Annotated in this window: 19 protein-coding genes; 5 read left to right on the forward strand and 14 right to left on the reverse strand. The window is 69.5% G+C overall.

The window, feature by feature from the left end:
- Positions 1-87: 87 nt before the first annotated feature.
- From V6S85_RS11950 to V6S85_RS11975, 6 genes are all read right to left on the reverse strand, one after another.
- Complete coding sequence (locus tag V6S85_RS11950) at positions 88-858, reverse strand: SDR family NAD(P)-dependent oxidoreductase (RefSeq protein WP_207780807.1); 771 nt, start codon at positions 856-858, stop codon at positions 88-90.
- A gap of 86 nt (positions 859-944) precedes the next feature.
- On the reverse strand, positions 945-1385 hold the full coding sequence (locus tag V6S85_RS11955; RefSeq protein WP_116569766.1) for an ester cyclase: 441 nt from the start codon (positions 1383-1385) through the stop codon (positions 945-947).
- 41 nt (positions 1386-1426) lie between these two features.
- Complete coding sequence (locus V6S85_RS11960; protein ID WP_334349021.1) at positions 1427-2200, reverse strand: SDR family NAD(P)-dependent oxidoreductase; 774 nt, start codon at positions 2198-2200, stop codon at positions 1427-1429.
- Positions 2201-2328: 128 nt separating this feature from the next.
- The gene (gene wrbA, locus V6S85_RS11965; protein WP_116569768.1) at positions 2329-2928 is read right to left on the reverse strand and encodes an NAD(P)H:quinone oxidoreductase; all 600 of its coding nucleotides are present in this window, start codon (positions 2926-2928) and stop codon (positions 2329-2331) included.
- 158 nt (positions 2929-3086) lie between these two features.
- Entirely contained in the window at positions 3087-4013 is a 927-nt protein-coding gene (locus V6S85_RS11970) for a quinone oxidoreductase family protein (protein ID WP_116569769.1), read from the reverse strand.
- Between the two features lie 139 nt (positions 4014-4152).
- The gene (locus V6S85_RS11975; RefSeq protein WP_116569770.1) at positions 4153-5040 is read right to left on the reverse strand and encodes a LysR substrate-binding domain-containing protein; all 888 of its coding nucleotides are present in this window, start codon (positions 5038-5040) and stop codon (positions 4153-4155) included.
- Between the two features lie 390 nt (positions 5041-5430).
- Here V6S85_RS11975 and V6S85_RS11980 point away from each other — a divergent pair, with 390 nt between their 5' ends.
- Complete coding sequence (locus tag V6S85_RS11980; protein ID WP_133244829.1) at positions 5431-6369, forward strand: LysR family transcriptional regulator; 939 nt, start codon at positions 5431-5433, stop codon at positions 6367-6369.
- Here the strand turns inward: V6S85_RS11980 and V6S85_RS11985 are convergent.
- From V6S85_RS11985 to V6S85_RS12010, 6 genes are all read right to left on the reverse strand, one after another.
- Positions 6327-6989 carry a DedA family protein gene (locus V6S85_RS11985; protein WP_116569772.1) on the reverse strand — a complete coding sequence of 221 codons (663 nt, stop codon included), beginning with the start codon at positions 6987-6989 and terminating at the stop codon, positions 6327-6329. The two genes, V6S85_RS11980 and V6S85_RS11985, sit on opposite strands and share 43 nt — an antisense overlap.
- A gap of 189 nt (positions 6990-7178) precedes the next feature.
- A complete protein-coding gene (locus tag V6S85_RS11990; protein ID WP_334349022.1) occupies positions 7179-8039 on the reverse strand; it encodes a pirin family protein in 861 nt (286 codons plus the stop codon).
- Between the two features lie 175 nt (positions 8040-8214).
- A complete protein-coding gene (locus V6S85_RS11995; protein ID WP_334349023.1) occupies positions 8215-8346 on the reverse strand; it encodes a hypothetical protein in 132 nt (43 codons plus the stop codon).
- Between the two features lie 23 nt (positions 8347-8369).
- On the reverse strand, positions 8370-8963 hold the full coding sequence (locus tag V6S85_RS12000; protein ID WP_334349024.1) for a TetR/AcrR family transcriptional regulator: 594 nt from the start codon (positions 8961-8963) through the stop codon (positions 8370-8372).
- Between the two features lie 65 nt (positions 8964-9028).
- Positions 9029-9622, reverse strand: coding sequence for an NADPH-dependent F420 reductase (locus V6S85_RS12005; protein ID WP_116569775.1), 594 nt, complete (start codon positions 9620-9622; stop codon positions 9029-9031).
- Between the two features lie 62 nt (positions 9623-9684).
- Positions 9685-10599 (reverse strand): pirin family protein, encoded by a 915-nt coding sequence (locus V6S85_RS12010; RefSeq protein WP_116569776.1) that lies wholly within the window; start codon positions 10597-10599, stop codon positions 9685-9687.
- 146 nt (positions 10600-10745) lie between these two features.
- On the opposite strand from V6S85_RS12010, the gene V6S85_RS12015 reads away from it, so the two are divergent.
- The 4 genes from V6S85_RS12015 (at position 10746) to V6S85_RS12030 (ending at position 15351) form a co-directional block, all read left to right on the forward strand.
- Entirely contained in the window at positions 10746-11645 is a 900-nt protein-coding gene (locus V6S85_RS12015; RefSeq protein ID WP_116569777.1) for a LysR family transcriptional regulator, read from the forward strand.
- A gap of 108 nt (positions 11646-11753) precedes the next feature.
- A complete protein-coding gene (locus V6S85_RS12020; protein ID WP_116569778.1) occupies positions 11754-12026 on the forward strand; it encodes a hypothetical protein in 273 nt (90 codons plus the stop codon).
- A 518-nt stretch (positions 12027-12544) separates the two neighbouring features.
- Positions 12545-13798: a PAS domain-containing protein gene (locus tag V6S85_RS12025; RefSeq protein ID WP_133244830.1), complete on the forward strand. Its 1254-nt coding sequence runs from the start codon at positions 12545-12547 to the stop codon at positions 13796-13798.
- Positions 13795-15351, forward strand: a complete 1557-nt coding sequence (locus tag V6S85_RS12030) for a sensor histidine kinase (RefSeq protein WP_116569780.1) — start codon at positions 13795-13797, stop codon at positions 15349-15351. The genes V6S85_RS12025 and V6S85_RS12030 overlap by 4 nt, the downstream gene beginning before the upstream one ends.
- Here the strand turns inward: V6S85_RS12030 and V6S85_RS12035 are convergent.
- Positions 15346-15990, reverse strand: a complete 645-nt coding sequence (locus V6S85_RS12035; protein ID WP_116569781.1) for a response regulator transcription factor — start codon at positions 15988-15990, stop codon at positions 15346-15348. The genes V6S85_RS12030 and V6S85_RS12035 overlap by 6 nt on opposite strands.
- A gap of 51 nt (positions 15991-16041) precedes the next feature.
- A complete protein-coding gene (locus V6S85_RS12040; protein WP_116566222.1) occupies positions 16042-16419 on the reverse strand; it encodes a response regulator transcription factor in 378 nt (125 codons plus the stop codon).
- Positions 16420-16495 lie beyond the last annotated feature (76 nt).

Here is a 16495-nt window from a genome sequence, read left to right on the forward strand (position 1 = left end):
GGCTCTTTGGATTGACGCCCGCGCGGGCGGTGCGGCGAGAAAAGGAAGGGGAGGCGCTCCGCGCCCGCGGCGCGGGGCGCCCTTGTCTCAGATGACCGCCAGCAGGCCGCCGTCGACGGTCAGGGCGTGGCCGGTGACGTAGCTGGACAGGTCCGAGCCGAGATAGGCCACCGCATCGCCGATCTCCGAAGGCTGGCCCAGGCGACGCAGCGGGGTGCGCTTGCGAAAGCCCTCCGAAGCCTCGGCGATGCCGGCGGCGGTGCGCAGCAGCTCGGTGTCGATCGTGCCCGGCGCGACGGCGTTGACCCGGATGCCGTCCGGACCCAGGGCGTCGGCCAGCGACTTGGCCATCAGCACCACGCCGCCCTTGCTGGTCGAATAGGCCACGGTGATGCCCGCGCCGACGAGACCGCCCATCGAGGCCATCAGCACGATGCTGCCGGCCTTGCCCTTGGCCTTCATCGACCGGGCGGCCGCCTGGGCGCCAAACAGCGGGCCGTCGAGATTGACCGACATCAGCCGTCGGTAGTCCTCTTCGGGCACATCGGCGCCGTCGGTGCGCAGGGTGATGCCGGCGTTGGCGACGAAGACGTCGACGCCGCCCAGGTCCTCGGCCGCCGCCACCAGGGCGTCGTTGTCGGTCCGCTTGGAGACGTCGGCCTTGACGAAGCGGGCCGTGACCCCGAGGGCCTCGATCACCGCCGCGGTCGGCTCGCCGCCCTCGCGGGGGGCCTCGGTGACGTCCGAGACGATGACAGCGCGCGCGCCGTGTTCGGCGGCCCGGATGGCGATGGCGCGGCCGATGCCGCTGGAGGCGCCGGTGACGACGACCACCTTGTTGGCGAGGATGTCGCTCATGTTCAAATCTCTGTCGATAAGGCGTGAGGAAGGGTTCGCGCGGCCGTGGCCGCGCGGTGGGGCAGGGATGGCGATGACGTTGAGGGCTAGGCGGTCGGGGCCGGCAGGGCGCCCAGTTGCTCGAGGACCTTGTAGAGATTAGCCACGCCCCAGTGCTCGGAGATCTGGCCGTTCTTGATGCGCATGGCGTCCACCGTCTCGAAGGCGATGGCCTTGCCGGTCGGTGCCACGCCCAGGAACGGGCCGCCGGTGTGGGTGCCGTGATAGGTCTTGTAGGTGGTCACCAGGTCGCCGTCGGCGACCTGCCAGTGAATGTCGGCGTGAAAGTCGGGAAAGGCGCCGCGCAGGGTCTTGTAGAGCTTGAGCGCGCCGGCCCGGTCGGGCGTGCCGCCCGGCTGAGGGGTGTGGTCGAGGAAGTCCTGGGCGAAAAGGTCCTCGAACAGGGCCCAGTCGCCCTGGCCCTGGACCTGCTCGGTGTTGCGGCGAACGACGGCGATGGCCGCCTGGCTCTCGGTGGAGAGGGTCATGGAATAGCTCCGGATGAAGGGTTGAGCGGGCGCGAGCGCGCTTAGGGTTCGAAGCCGCCGATGGTCATGCCGCCGTCGACGACGATCAGCTGGCCAAAGACGTAGGAGGCGTGAGGGCCGGCCAGCCAGACGGCCGCGTCGGCCAGTTCGGCCGGCTGCCCGCCGCGCTTGGCGGGAATCGCCTTCTTGGCCAGCTCGGCGAAGGCCGGGTTCTGGGCGCTGTTGGCCACGACCATCGGGGTCTCCGTCCAGCCGGGGGCCAGGGCGTTGACGCGCACCCCGTGGGCGGCGTTTTCCATCGCCGCCACCCGGGTCAGGCCCAGCACGCCATGCTTGGAGGCGGCGTAGGCGCTCATCGCGCCCGGCCCGGTGATGGCCGCCACCGAGGCGGTGTTGACGATGGCGCCCGAACCGGCCCGCTTCATCAGCGGGATCTGGTGCTTCATGCCCAGGAAGACGCTGCGCAGGTTGATGGCGATGACCCGGTCGAAGGCCTCGAGCGGATAGTCCTCGATCAGATGGGTGGGACCGGTGATTCCGGCGTTGTTGAACGCCGCGTCGAGCCGGCCGGTCTCGCGGTCGATGCGCGCCGCCAGGCCGGCGATGTCGGCCTCGTCGGAAACGTCGATGCGCGCAATCTGGACCTGGCCGCCGGCGGCGGTGATCAGGCCTTGGGTCTCCTCAAGACCTTCGGCGTTGAGGTCGCCGGCATAGACCAGCGCGCCCTGGGCGGCGAAGGCCTGGGCCGCGGCGCGACCGATGCCCGAGCCGGCCCCGGTGACGAGGACGACCTTGTCTTGGAATTCGGAGGACATGGGAACTCTCCAGGCGCGCGGGATGGCGCGCCGACAGGGAAGGGGTCGGCCGGCTCCTTGGGGGGGGGGGCGGAGCCGGCCGACGTTCACGCCCGGTCAATGGGGGGGGAGGACCGGGCGGAGGGGAATTAGTCGAACAGCTTGGCGGCGGTGCGGGCGACCAGTTCGCCCTGGTGGCGGGCGCCGGCCAGTTCCAGGTCGCTGGGCTGACGCGAGCCGTCGCCGCCGGCGATGGTGGTGGCGCCGTAGGGCGCGCCGCCGGTGATTTCCTCGACGGTCATCTGCCCGGCGTGGCTGTAGGGCAGGCCCACGATGGTCATGCCAAAGTGCAGCAGGTTGGTGATGATCGAGAACAGGGTGGTCTCGTTGCCGCCGTGCTGGGTGGCCGACGAGGTGAAGGCCGCGCCGACCTTGCCGTTCAGCGCGCCGCGGGCCCACAGGCCGCCGGCCTGGTCGAGGAACGCGGCCAGCTGCGAGCTCATGCGGCCAAAGCGCGTGCCCCCGCCGACGATGATGGCGTCGTAGTGTTCGAGGTCGGCGACGGTGGCCACCGGCGCTTCCTGGTCGAGCTTGAAGTGAGCGCCCTTGGCGATCTCTTCAGGCACGGTCTCGGGAACGCGCTTGATGTCGACCGTGGCGCCGACGCCGCGCGCGCCCTCGGCGACGGCCTTGGCCATCGTCTCGATGTGGCCATAGGAGGAGTAGTAGAGAACGAGAACCTTGGCCATGGTGGCCTCCTTTGAAACATGTCCGACGCGGCCGTTGCCGTCGTCGCAGTGGGAATTTGGCGCCGTCGCGATCTGCGAAATAGCCGAATAAGTTCGACAGTTATGATCGATCTATTCGACCGTTCGGCGCCCATCGCACCCCCGTCGCCGGGAGGGATTCAGGGGGCCGTCAGCACGTGGCGTGGCCATCCGCCGTGCTGGGCGGCCGCGTAGGCGGCTGGCGCCTGATCAAGCGGCCAGGTCTCCGAGGGCGGCGGCGCCAGGAGCGAGGCGTCAAACAGGGCCCGTAACTGATCGAGGATTTCGGCGATCTCGATTCCCGAAAGCTGGGAAGGATCAACAGCGATCAGGCGATGACGATGGCTGTGGAAGCGGCTGAGGTCGAAGCTGGTGCACGCGCCCCTCTGGCCGGCCAACAGGATGTAGCGCCCGTCCCGCGCCAGCGCGCCCAGGGACGGTGAGAAGAGCGCGCCGCCCAGGGTATCGATGACCACTTCCACGCCCTGGTCGTCGGTCAGGGCGCGCACCTCGGCCGACAGCCCCTGAACCCGCAGGTCGATATAGGCGTCGCTCGCCGGGGCGAGGGCGACCATGTCCGCGCCGATGACCTTGACCTTTCGGACGCGGGCCAGGAGCGCCGTGGCCCGCCCCAGCGGGGTCGAGGCGCCCAGGATCAGGACGGTCTCGCCAGGCTGTAGCCTGGCGGCGGCCAGCGCCGCCCACGCGGCGATGAACGGCGCACCGACCGCGGCGGCGGGACCCATGCCCAGGCTCGGCGGCTTTTCCGACAGCCAACTGGTCGGAACGCTCACATAGTCTGCCTGGGCCCCGTCCCGGTCGACGCCGAAGCCGTTGCCTGAACCCCACACTTCCTTCCCCGCCCATTCGCCGTCGCTGATCACCACGCCCGCGAAATCGCGTCCGAGCGTGCGTTCAGAAACCGTCTCCAGGCTCTCAAGGGGATCGATCGCCGAAGCGCCAAGCTCGACCAGGACCTCTTCGGGACCGGTCTGGGGCAGGGCGACGGTTTGCAGGCGAACGCCCTGACCGTCAGGGGCTGGCCGCACGGCTCTCATGGTCTTCATCTTGGTCTCCGGTCCAGGCGTGGGCTGGAAGCGATGATCAAGACTAGGGTGGGCTCGAACGGTTCGGCGAACGCCCTTTGGTCACCCGTCCGATGACGCGCCCGCAACGCCGGCCAAACCTTGGACCGGGATGTTGGCGTCAGGCCATGGCGGGGGCGGCGGCCATATCAACATAGGCGCGCAACGGGCCCGTGGCCTCGTCGGCGCGACTGATCAGCACCATGTGACAGACGTCGTCGAAACCCTCCACGGCGCGATAGGCGACATTGGGCATGTCCACCTCACCGACGGCGGCGGGCACAAGCGACACCCCCAGCCCGGCGCCGACCATGGCCAGCACCGTCAGGGTGGTGGGACCGCTGCGAACCGCCGCCGGCGCGCATCCCAGCATCTTGCGGATCACCGAGACGTGGCCAGCTTCCGGGTCGCTGGCGCCATAGATCACGAAGGTCTCGCCGAGCAGGTCCTCCGTGCCCAGGCGGGGCTTGGCGGCCAGGCGGTGGGTGCGGTTGATCGCCAGCAACCAGGGCCAGGCGCCGATCGGGTGAGCGTCGAGGCCGCGAGGGTAGCGATAGCCCATGGCCGGCAGATAGCCCAGATCGATCCGACCCGAGAGAACCGCCTCCATCTGCATGGCGGGCGCAAGTTCTTGCAAGTCCAGTTCGACGTGCGGATAGCGGGTTCTAAACACCTGTAGGTCTGCGGAAATCTTCCCGCCCAGGACCGCGTTGCCGGAAAAACCGATGCGCAGGTTGCCGACCTCACCCAAGGCCGCGCGCTCGACCACGAGGCGGGCGCGCTCGGCCTGCGCCAAGGTGCGCTGGGCTTCCACGAAAAACAGGGCGCCGGCCTGACTCAGCTCGACCCGGCGACTGGTGCGGGTGAACAGTTGTGCGCCCAATTCCTCCTCGAGCGCCCGAATCTGCATGCTCAGAGCCGATTGCACGATGTTGAGCCGTTCGGACGCACGCCCGAAATGCCCTTCCTCGGCGACCGCCAGGAAGTAGCGAAACTGCTTCAGATCCATAGGAGTACAAACGTCACGAGCCGCCCCGGCGCACCGCCGCGCTCCCTATCTGAAGGGGTTGGCCTTTTCGATGAACTCCTAAAATATCGAAATGGCTTTTCGATCGGATCGATAAGTGGCGCTGGCCTTCCGGGGGGACCTGACGCGGCCCGGCGCGGCCCCGCACGCCGTCTGCGCCCAAAAGCACACAAGCCGGTTTATCTCGTGTTTTACTGGGTCTTTCGCCAAATCTGATCGATATATCTCAAATGACCATTGGCCCTTGCGCCAGGACTAAACCAAGACCGGTACCAGGCGGTCTCACATCGTTTGGCGACGTGAGGCGCAATTGCAGAGGGCGGGCTGATCTTGGCGTTCGATGGCAGACTAATCAGTGGCGTCAGCGTCTTCGTGGCCGTTGTCGATACCGGCACCTTCTTGAAGGCCGGGGACGTTCTTGGCCTGACCAAGTCCGGGGTTAGCCGCGCCATCGCGCGCCTGGAGACAAGGCTCAACCTGATCCTGTTCGACCGGGGCGCAAGGGGGGTCAGCCTGACCCGCGAGGGGCGATCGTTCTACGAGCGGATGGCGCCGCTGCTGGACGGGTTCAAGGACGTCGCCGACGAAATCTCGCGAGGGCGCTCGCAAGTCCAGGGGCGGATCCGGGTCAATTGCGACACTGTGTTTGGCAACCTCTTGCTGGCCCCGAGGCTGGGCGCCTTGCTCGACCGCTTTCCCAGGCTTTCGGTGGAGTTGGTCAGCACCGAGCAGCCGGTGGATCTTTTGGCCGAGCGGTTCGATCTGGCCATTCGATTTGGGCCGCCGGAAACGTTCGGGGCGGTGGTGCGGCCGCTCATGGCCATGCCGATCGCCACATGCGCGGCCCCAAGCTACCTGGCCCGCAAGGGCGTGCCGGCCTCGCCCGAAGAGCTCTGCGCCGGCGATCACGATTTCGTCCGCCTGCTCGAGCCGTCCTCCTCGCGACCCACGCCCTGGCGCTTTCGGCGCGACGGGGAGCTGCGCACCTTCGACCCGGCCCGGCGCCTGATGGTCAACCATCCGCTCGGCCTGCGCTCCTCGATGCTCGGCGGCGCGGGCATCGGCCAGCTGCTGGATTTCATGGTCCGCGAAGACCTGCGCAGCGGCGCCCTGGTGCGACTGTTCGACGGTTGGGAGGAGGAGCCGCTGGTGGCCTATGTCTATCTTCCCTCACACGGCCGGGCGGCTCCCGCCGTGGAGGCCCTGGTGCAGTTCGCCGAGGACATCGCCGAGGCGCAGGGGCCCGACCTGGTGGCTTTGGGCGCGCTTCAGCACGGCGCGACGCGCAGCCCGCAACCGGCCGTCGTCTGAAGCGCCCTAGGCAAGGGCCGCCAACCCCGCAGTTTGGAGATCGCGAGGATCGCCGCGGCCGCCGCCCCCAGCCCGGCCAGAACGCCGATCAAGGTGGAGGCTGGAATGGCGGAGACCCCGCGAGCGGCCAGGTAACCTGGCGTCAGGAACGCCGCGACCCAGACGACCGCTGAGCCGATATTGGCCAGATGGAAGTGGCGGGCGGGCATGCGCGCCATCCCCGCGGCGACCGGAATGAACGCGCGCAGCGGCCCGGCGAAGCGGCCGATGAACAGCGAGGCCACGCCATGGCGCCGGGTTAAAAGCCGCGTGCGCGCCACCAGGCGATGATGAGGCGACAGCAGCGGATGGCGCAACGCTCGTGCGCCGAGGCGGCGGCCAAGCCAATAGGACAGGGCGTCCCCAAGGATCGCGCCGACCAGGGCCCAGCCAAACACCGATATCGGTTCAAGCACGCCCGCGGCGATCATGCCGCCCGCCGCCAGCAACATCACGGTGGCGGGAAGGAACGCGCCAACCACCACCATCGACTCCCCGAACGTGACCAGGCCCAGAGCCAAGCCCGCCCAGGCCGCGTGCTGGGCGATGAAGGTCGCGGCGGTGTGAGAAAGGCCGGTCATGGGAGCCTCGAAGGTCGTCCAGAGTGGCCCGTCGCCGCCCTGCGCCTTGGTTCTCCCACACGCGTCGATGCTGAAATAGCCGAATAAACTCTATCATGATGGTCGATAAATTGGAACGGTCGCGCCGCAACGGCCGAAAGCCGGGACCGCTTGGACGGTCCCGGCTTGGCGCTTTGGAAGGCTCGAAGACTAGGCGGCGATGTGGCCCATCCTGCCCGCCTGATAGTCGCGAACGGCGCGATTGAGCTGGTCGGCGGTGTTCATCACGAACGGGCCGTAGCGAACGATCGGCGCGTCGAGCGGGTCGCCGCCGATCACAACCAGCTCGGTCCCGGCTTCGGCTTGCAGGCTCAGCAGGTCACCGTCCGTGATCCAGGCCAACGCACCGGCCTCGACCGCCTGGCCGCCGATCCGGGCCGCGCCGAGCATGACGTAGACCGCCAACTCGCGCACATGCGGGGTGTCCAGGACCAGGGTGTCGGCGCCCTCGAACGAGGCGTGCAAGGCCAGCGGCGCCCCCAGGGTCTCGATGGGGCCCTGCAGACCACCGATGGCGCCGGCCACCAGACGCGCCTTGACCTTGCCGTCGACGCCCGGGACCAACGGGATCTCCGCGGCGGTCACATGGCGATAGCGAGGCTCGACATGCTTGCTGGCCGCCGGCAGGTTGATCCAAAGCTGCACGCCATGGGTGGTCTGTCCGGGGCGCATCGCCGCCGTGTCAGGTTGTTCATCATGGACCACGCCGCGACCAGCGCGCATCCACTGGACATCTCCGGGGGCCATGGAACTGGCGTTGCCCAAACTGTCCTTGTGGCGCATGCGGCCGTCCAGCAGCAGGGTCAGGGTCTCAATGCCAGCGTGAGGATGAGCCGACGCGCCCTTGGCCTCGCCAGGCTTGTAGGCGATGGGACCAAAGTGATCGAGAAAGATGAACGGGCCGACGCTCTCATAGCCGGCGTTGGGCACGGCGCGCTGCACGTCGAACCCATCGCCCTCGATGGTGTGAAAGGCGCGATGGCGCGAACGGACGAGGCGAAGGTTGGTCATGGGGGATCTCCTGTGGAAGCCCGGTTCAAATAGGCCAGCTCGAATGATCGCGAAATCCGCATAAGATCGACCAAGATCATCGATCAATTAGAACGATCTTGTCCGGAGTCATCGACGGCTCGGGGTTGCGTTGCCGGTCGATGGTTCGAGAGGGCTGTCAGGGCGGCGTCGGCCATCAGCGCCACGAGAGGCGGTCGCGGCGTGACGCCGCGAGGCGATAGCGGCGGCTCAGTTGCTTGGCGACCAAGCGCACGGCCCAGACCAGAATGAGCAGGCGCCACAGGCGCGCGATCGGATTTGAAGACATTGGCGTCGTCCTTTGGGTTGGGATTAGACAAAGACGGGGGCGGCGGCGGGCGCGCGGCCTGCCGCCAGGGCCAGATCGGCCAGGCGCCGTGGATCCAGGCCCGGCGGAACCAGGCCGCGCCCGGTCCCGCCGGCGTGGAGGAAGCAAGCCAGGGTCCAGGCGGCCAGGAGGGGATCGGCGGCTCCGGCCTCGCGACAGAAGGCCTCCAGCCGCGATAGGTGCAGGTCCAGACGCGTCTGGAGCCGAGCGGCCACCGCGGGGCCCAGAGTCTCGAGGTCGTCGACCTGCGCAAGGCCCAGCCGCTTGTCCAGGGGCGTGGCCCGGGCCAGTCGCAGCAGCGCGACCAGTCGCCGCCGCGCCCCGGCCGCGCCCAGCGGGCGACGGTGCGCCCAGAGGTCCGCCTCGGCGGCCAGGCGCAGGTCGAGCCAAGCGCAGACCAGTTCGGCCTTGGACGCATAGAGGCGATAGACCGACATCTTGCGCGTACCTGCAAGGCTGGCCACGGCCTCCATCGAGGTTCGCGACGCGCCCGCGCTGGCAAACAGCGTGTCGGCCGCGCGCAGCACGCGCGCGCGCAGGGGCTCGGCGCGCCACGTCGGACGAGGGTTGCGGGTCATGGAGGGCTCCGGTCAGGGCGACAGGCGCGGCGGCGGCGGGCCTGTCGCCCGACGCCGCCCGGCCGCTATTGCTTGAGGAGGCTGTGGACCATCAACGCGCCGCCGAACTGCTGCAGCCGGCCGCCCTCGGCCAGCCGCCCCAGATAGATCTGCCCATAGCCGAGCGCCTCGGCCAGGCGACCAACCTCGGCGGCGGCCGCAGGCTCGTCGCTCGACAGGAAGACCGTGCGTCGCGCGCCTTCCACCTTGGGATCGGCGGCCAGGATCTTGGCGGGCAGGGTGTTGAACCCCTTGACCAGGCGCGCGCCCGGTGCGGCCTGCGCGAGGATCTGGCTCGACAGCCGCCCGCCCAGGTCGGCGGGCGTGAAGTCGGCGAAGTTGATGGCGTTGGTGGCGTCGATGAGGATGCGGCCGCCGAAATCCCCGCCTTGGGCCAGGATCTGCGCCGCGGCGGTGAAGGGCGCGGCGAGGATGACGATGTCGGCGCGGAGCGCCTCGACCAGCTCGGCGGGGCGGATCGACTGGCCAAGCTCGGCGACCAGCGGCGCCAGCGAGGCGGGCCCGCGGCTGTTGGCGATGAGGACGGGAATGTTCTGGGCCGCGAAGCGGCCGGCCAGCGCCGCGCCGATCGCGCCCGAGCCGATGATGGCATAGGTCATGAGAGGTATCCTTGAGAGAGAAATGGGCGCGCCGAAGCCGGCGGCGCGGTCCGGGTCGTCGGTCACGCCGCTTTGGGCGCGGCCTGCGGCAAGGGGGTGAACTCGGTCTCGCCGGGCACGCCGGGGAAGCGCCGCTCGCGCCAGTCCTCGGCCGCCTGCTCGATCCGCTCGCGACGCGAGGAGACGAAGTTCCAATAGACGTGTCGCTTTTCGGCCAGGGGCTCGCCGCCGAGCAGCAGCAGTCGGGCGGGGCCCCTGGCGCGCAGCACGATCTCCGCGCCGGGCTTGAAGACCACCAGCTGGTCCTTGCCGAAGGCGCCGGTCTGGCCCTGCGCCTCGACCTGGCCGTCCAGCACATAGACGGCGCGCTCGACATGTTCGGCGTCGACCCGGAACCTTGCGCCGTCCGCCAGGGCCACATCGGCGCTGAAGAGGTCCGAATGGGTGTGGGTCGGCGCGCGCCGTCCCAGGAGACTGCCGGCCAAAAGCCGCAGGCTGATGCCCTCGCCCTCCAGGCTCGGCAGCGCCTCGCCCATGACATGCTGGAAGCTGGGATCGGTTTCCTCGGCGCGGGTCGGCAGGGCGATCCAGGCCTGGACCCCAAACAGGCGGGCCTGGTCGCTGGCCCGGTCGGCGTCGGGCGTGCGTTCGGAATGGACGATGCCGCTGCCGGCGGTCATGAGGTTGACCTCGCCGGCCCGCAGGGCCTGGACATAGCCTTCGCTGTCGCGATGAAGCATCTCGCCCTCAAGCAGATAGCTCAAAGTCGACAGGCCGATATGGGGGTGAGGACGGGAGTCGACGCCCTGGCCGGCCCCGAAGGTCACCGGACCGAAGGTGTCCAGGAAGATGAAAGGCCCGACCATGCGGCGTTGGGCCGAGGGCAGGGCGCGGCGCACTTCGAAGCCGTCGCCAAGGTCGCGTACGGCCGGTAGCAGGATCTGTTCGATGTCGGCGGCGGCGGAAATCAGGGTCATGGCGGCTCCAGCGTGTTCTGCCGCGCCCGGGGCGCCGGCTTGGCGCCGGCCCGCCGAGCGCCGCGGCGTTCGATGACCAAAAGCTAGGCCTGCTGACGGATCGAAAAAACTGGGATAAGTTCGGCCAAATCGTTCGAGGAATCAGAATGTCAGATCCCGGTACGCCGACGCTCGACCAGCTGAAAGTGTTTCAGACCATCGTCGACTGCGGCAGCTTCGCCGCCGCCGCCAAGCGCCTGGGGCGCGCCACTTCGGTGATCAGCTATTCGGTGGCCAATCTCGAAAACCAGCTTGGCGTCCAGCTCTTCGACCGCAACATCACCAAGAAGCCTCAGCTCACCGACGCGGGGCGCACGGTGCTGGCCGAGGCCCGGACCGTCACCAACGGCGTCAACGGCCTGCGCGCCAAGGTCAAGGGCCTGCTCCAGGGTCTGGAGCCGGAGGTCAACCTGGCGCTGGACGTCATGCTGCCCGCCGCCCGGGTCACCGACGCCCTGCGCGCCTTCAACGAGGAATTTCCCACCGTCACCCTGCGCCTCTATGTCGAGGCGCTCGGCGCGGTCACCCAGATGGTGCTCGGCCGCGGGGCCGGCCTTGGGATCAGCGGTCCCCTGGATGTCGAGGTCGACGGCCTCGAGCGGGTCGGGGTGGGGTTCGTCCAGCTGATCCCCGTGGCCGCCCCGACCCACCCCCTGGCCTTGGCGGGACGCAACGCGCCGGGCGCGGGCCGCGAGCACATCCAGCTCGTCCTGACCGATCGCTCGGCCCTGACCCAGGGCCTGGAGTTCGCCGTGGTCGCCACCCGCACCTGGCGCCTGGCCGACCTGGGCTCCAAGCACATGCTGCTGAAAGAAGGGATCGGCTGGGGCAACATGCCCGAGCCCATGGTGCGCGAGGACATCGCGGCCGGCCGCCTGGTCCACCTGGATATGCCCGACGTCAAGGGCGGGCCCTATCGCCTGCAGGCGATCTATCGCAGCGACACCCCGCCGGGACCTGCCGCCCGGTTCCTGATCGAACGCTTCGAGCAGCAAGACGCCGGCTGAAGTCTTTCGAATTATTCGCACGTCTTCGTCGATTTTATTCGGGTTTCTTGAGTGCCGAGCTCCGGGCACATCTGCGGTCCCGAAACCGGCCCGACTGGAGACACGACCATGACGATTTCCGCTTCACTCTCCCCGTGGGCCCGCGGCGCCCTGTTCGGCGTGCCCCAGAGCCTGGCGCTGCACGCCGAGGCCGCCTCGGTGTCGGCTCAGCGCGTCAGGACCGCGCTCACCGGCTTTTCGACGCCCGCCGCGCTTGAACGGGCCTTTGACGAGGCCAGGGCCGCCCAAGCCGAATTGGCCGCGGCCCTGGCCGAGATGAGCCTGTTGTTGGAGCCGCCCACGGCTCTTGGCGGTCTGGCCCCGCCGCCAGCGTCTCACTGATCGGTCGCCCGTCACGGCCCGTCGCCCGAACGCTAGGGCCATGCCGTATCCGCAGGCCCGGCCTCGCCGTTCCTTCGGGCGAGGAGGCGGCGAGGGCGTTATACAAGAGTATAGCTGGTCCCTGAGGTGCGGGCGCCTAGACTGGCGTGACGGCGCGCCGGCAGCCTGGACCGCTCGCCGCCTTTTTAGTTGCGTAGGGCTGGAAGGACGCCGTGCCGAGCAAAGTTTGGCCAACCCGCCCAAGCGCTCTCGGCTCGCCGTTGGCCGGCCTCGGGGCCGCCGACAGCCCGGACGCCCTGTGCGAGGCGCTGGCTGGGGCGGCGTTGCAACTGACGGGCGCGCGCCAGGTGCTCGTCACCCGCGGCCTGGATGACGCCGCCGCCAGCCTGCTGGCCGACAATGACCACACCACGTGGCGACGGGGCCATCCACACCCTGGGTTCGGCGATGGGTTCACCCCACCCCCGGGGGCTCTGCCCAACCTTGATTGGCGGCCGCCTCGGCGTCGGGGCGGGAGCTTGGCGATCGCCCTTGGTCTTGAGGCCCCTTCGGCGCCGACCGCCGAGGCGGCGAGCTTGATCGACGACCTGGTTGAAGCCGGCGAGTCCCTGCTGAGCGCCTTGGTCCTGGAGGCCGAGCACGCGCGGATCGGGGATGAACGCAGGGCGCTCGAGGCGCGGCTGGCGGAGACCGAAGCGTTTCGGGTGCAGTCGCAAAGCGTCAGCCGCACGGGCAGCTGGACCTGGAATCCAATGGATCCCGGCGTCTGCGCCTGGTCTCCCGAGCTTTACAATCTCCTGGGCCACGACCCGGAGACCACGGCGCCCTCGCAGGCGGCCCACCTGGAGCGCGTCCATCCGGAGGATCGCGACGGCTTCCAGGCCCATGTGGAGGATCTGGCGACGGCGGGGCAGTTTGATCTGGAATATCGCTATCGGCTGCCCGATGGCGCGGTGCGCACGGTCCGGGCCCTGGGGCGGAGGGTGCATGCGGGCCTTTGTGTCGCCACCGCCAGCGATATCACCGACCGCCGCCGGGCCCAGGCCCAGGCCCGGCGCGCCCACGCCGAACTGGCCGCGGCCTCCAGGCTGGCGACCTTGGGCGAGCTTGCCGCCTCCATCACCCACGAACTGAACCAGCCGCTCACCGCCATCGTCGCCCATGCGGGCGCGGGCGCGCGCTGGCTTCAGGCCCCACAGCCTGAGCGCGGGCGGGCAAAGTCCAGCATCGAAGCCACGATCGCCAGCGTCCAGCACGCCCAAACGGTCATCGCCAGCCTGCGCGCCCTGGCCCGCAAGTCCGAGCCCGAGCGCCGCCCCCTGGACCTGGACGCGGCGGTCCTGGAGGTCGCCGCGCTGTTGCGGGCCGAGCTGAGCAGTCATGGGGTCGAACTGATCGTCGGCCTGGAGGGGCGCCAGGCGGTGATGGCCGATCGCGTGCAACTGCAGCAGGTCGTCATGACCCTGGTGATGGCCTGCCTGGAAGGCTTGCCCAATCCGCTCCCGGCGCGCGCGGCCATCGAGATCCAGACCGGAGGCCTGCCCGATGGCCAGGTCGGCATGTGGATCGGCGCCGCCGGTTTGGCGCTGGATCCGTCCCGCCCCGCGACCCCGCGCAATCTGCTTGAGGCCCGACCTTCGGAAAAGGGACTGGCGCTGATGGTCTGCCGCGCGATCGTGGAGGCGCACGAGGGCGTGCTGCGGGTCGGCGAACAGGCCGGGCGGGCGGGTTACTTCGAGATCGGCCTGCCGGCCGGGGCGGGGACGAGGTGACCGCCGTCGGGACCTTGGGGGCGCCCGGCGCCCCGGCGTCGCAGACGCCATCGCCCGGCGGCGAGGCGGGGCCGCCCGGCTGGGCGCGATCAGCGCTCGACGCGCCGGAGGTCGCCGCGCTCCGGTTCACGCCGTTCGCGCCCGTCGATGACGCCCCGGCCGGCCAATCCAGCCTCCAGGTCCCGCCGGGCTTGGTGGCCTGGTCCTGCCCTGAGGGCGCGGCTTGGCCGCCCGGTCCGGCGCTGGAAATCGATCTGGCCGCGTTGGGACGTTCCTTTGGCCGGCTGTCGATCGCCCTGCGGCCGGGCGAAACGGCGACCGCGGCCGCTGTCCTGCGCGTCCAGCTCAAGGCCCAGGCGTGGGCCGCGGCCGAGGCGCGGCTGGCCCTGGAGCGGGCGACGGTCTGGCAGACCGCGTCGCTGGAGGCCGAGCAGCGCCGGCTGGACGAGGCCCAGACCCTGCTCGACCTGGCCGAGGCGGTGGGCCGGTCCGGAAGCTTTCGCTGGAGCCCGGCCGACGGCGGCCAGGTTTGGACCAAGACCAATTTCGAACTGCACGGCTACGACCCCCAGGTCGACGTCCCCGGCTACGCCATGTGCATCGCCCGCATGCACCCCGATGACCTGATCGACTTCCAGGCGACGGTCGATCAAGGCGTCGAGGCCGCCCGCGAGATACGGGTCGAGTATCGCCTGGTCATGCCGACCGGGCAGGTCCGCCACGCCCTGGCGCGCGCCCGGCCGTTCGCCTCGGGCGACTGGATCGGCTCGGTGGTGGATGTCAGCGAGCTTCGCGCCGCCGAGGACGCCATAGGCCTGACCCAAGCGGCCCTGGCCAAGGGCTTGCGGGTCACGACCATGGGCGAGCTGGCCGCCGCCATCGCCCACGAAGTCAACCAACCCTTGACCTCGATCGCCGCCAACGCGGGGGCGGCGTTGCGATGGCTCAACCGCGACGCGCCAAATGACGAGCGCGCGATCCTGAGCCTGGACAATGTCCGGCGCGAGGCCCGCCGGGCCGGGGAGATCATCCAGGGGCTACATGCTCTGGCGCGCCGGGCGCCGCCGCGCCTCCTGCCCCTCAGCGGCGATCAGATCGTGCGCGACATCGCCGCCCTAGTGAGGCCGAACCTTGAGCGTCAGGGCGTGCAGCTGCGGCTGGACCTGCAGGCTGGAGACCGACCGGCCTTGGGGGAGGCCGGCCAGATCAAGCAGGTGCTGATGAACCTGATGTCGAACGCGGTGGAGGCCATGGCCGAGAACGGCCAGGAGCCCAAGATCCTTCAGGTGACCACGCGCGCGGCAGCGACGGGAGACGTCGAGCTGACCGTGGCCGACACAGGCCCAGGCTTGCAGGGCGGCGCGGCGACCCGGGCCTTCGAGCCCTTCTTCAGCACCAAGTCCGCCGGCATGGGCCTTGGTTTGGCGATCTGCCGCTCGATCGTCGAGCGCCATGAGGGGACGTTGGAGGCGGCTTCGGCTCAGCCACGCGGGGCGGTGTTTCGCGTCAGGCTGCGCGGCGCCCCGCCGTCTGGCCTGGCCGACGCGTCATGAGCCTGGCGGGCGTCCTGGCCGAAGGGGCGTGGCGCTCAGCCCCAGGCGCTCGGCCATCCGCACCAGATCCAGCAGGGACCGCGCGCCCATCTTTTCCATCACCCGGCGCTTGTGGACCTTGGCGGTGATCTCGGTGGTGCCGATCGCGCCGGCCAGTTGCTTGTTCATCAGTCCGCCGATCACAAAATCCATCACCTCGGCTTCCCGCGGCGTCAATTGTTCCCGACGGGCCCGAAGATCGGCCAGACCTTCCTCGGAAGCCAGGCGTCGGCGGTGCTGCTCGATCGCGTCGGCGACAGCCGCCAGCAGCGCGGTCTCCTCAACCGGCTTCGTCAGGAATTCCTGGGCCCCGGCCTTCATCGCCTGCACGGTCATCGGCACGGTGGCGTGACCGGTCATGAAGATGATGGGCAATTCGCGTCCCTCGGCGCGCAGCAGCCCCTGCAGGTCCAGGCCGCTGAGTTCGGGCAGTCGCACGTCGAGCAGCAGGCAGGCGGCCCCTGGCGTGACCGGCCCGTCCAGGAAGGCGCGGGCGCTGTCGAAGGTCGTCACGGCGTAATCAGCCGACTCCAGCAGGTCGCCCAGGGCCGTGCGGATGGCCGCGTCGTCGTCGACGATGATGACCGTTCCCTGATCCAATGCGCCCGTCCTCCGCCCCGTCACTCTGTGATCCTTTCCGCGCGCCACGGCCTAGTCCGGCCGCGCGCGGGCGCGCGCCACGGCCGTGTCGATCGCCGCCAGCAGTTCGTCCTCGTCGAAGGGCTTGGCGAAGAACGCCAGGGCGCCGTTGGCCAGGGCGCGCGCCTTGGTGTCGCCATCCGAGTGGGCGGTCAGGAAGATGATCGGGATCGACACGCCCCGTTCCAGAAGCCGTTGCTGCAATTGCAGCCCGCTCATGCCGTTCATCCGCACGTCCAGCAAAAAGCAGTCGGCGTCATGCCAGGCCCCGTCAGCCAGCAGGGCGTCGCCGCCGCTGAAGCTGATGCTCGCCAGACCGGCCGAGGCCAGGAGATTTTCCAGTCCGTCGCGAACGTGGGGATCGTCGTCCACGATGATGATCAGAGCCATGACTTGGCTTCTCCGCGCCTTGCAACCAGACGGATATCTAACCCTGCGTTCCCCGCGCCTCTATTGATCGGGAGTA

This window comes from Caulobacter sp. CCNWLW153, from assembly GCF_036889365.1.
Taxonomy (GTDB): domain Bacteria; phylum Pseudomonadota; class Alphaproteobacteria; order Caulobacterales; family Caulobacteraceae; genus Caulobacter; species Caulobacter radicis.